Annotated in this window: 1 protein-coding gene; it reads right to left on the bottom strand. The window is 64.7% G+C overall.

The genetic code is table 11. The features are described from left to right. Positions 1–319 precede the first annotated feature (319 nt). Positions 320–634: a hypothetical protein gene (locus CCN42_RS40485; RefSeq protein ID WP_086742061.1), complete on the bottom strand. Its 315-nt coding sequence runs from the start codon at positions 632–634 to the stop codon at positions 320–322. Between the last annotated feature and the right edge of the window lie 173 nt (positions 635–807).

Below are 807 nucleotides of genomic sequence, written 5' to 3'. Positions count from 1 at the left end.
CTAGAGGCAGTGCGCCTCGGAGCAAGTGTGTGCCACTGCCTGACAACAGGAGCGAACCACGACGCACGCCCCCGGGACGCTCAAGGAAGCGATTTCGCCAGGTGACAACTGCGGGCAACCGCGAACGCCTACGGAACGTCCCTACAGGTCACCGTGGACTATCCGTGGTTGCGTGCCACAGTCGTGCCAGATGCAGGGGTCAGCCACGGTCACTATGGGTGCCTGGCGGACGCGCTCGTGTCCGGTAGCTCTAACAACAGAGCCGCAGGCCACCGGCAAGACGACCCAGCCTCTCTCCTAAAGTGGTTGTCCAGCGTGATCACCGCGTCCACACCCGCTGGAACTCCTCAGCCGGGATGACCTCCAGCGGATCCTCTTCAGGGTCGATCGCTTGGTCTGTCAGGCCGCCGTGTTCGTCCTCCAGGTGCTCCCAGCTGTACCGGTGGAGTCGGCCGGCCGAAGTCAGCTCGGCTTGCTTGATGACGATCAACTCGTCGCGGTCGGGTACGGCTTCGATGTACCACAGACCGCCCTCCTCGTCGGTATGGCGGAAGTGGTGCCGCCGGGTGGCGTTCTCATCGAGTGCTTGGAAGTACGCCACGGTCTCTGCTCTGATGCGCTCCAGGTCAACCACGCGACCATCGTGCCAGCGAGCGAGCGAGCGCGGGTGGCTCCGGTCTGCCATCCACGAGTGACATCAACGGCGCCGGACGCCAGCACTCCTCGGTGGTCCGGCACGGCTAGCGCGGCCGGGCGGTATCCCAGCAGAACCAGGGAGTGATCGAACTCCTAAAGCGGGTGTCGCAG

Source organism: Streptomyces glaucescens (assembly GCF_002154375.1).
Taxonomy (GTDB): domain Bacteria; phylum Actinomycetota; class Actinomycetes; order Streptomycetales; family Streptomycetaceae; genus Streptomyces; species Streptomyces glaucescens.
Note: the sequence above shows the minus strand (reverse complement) of the source record. Positions and strands in the feature narration are given on the sequence as shown.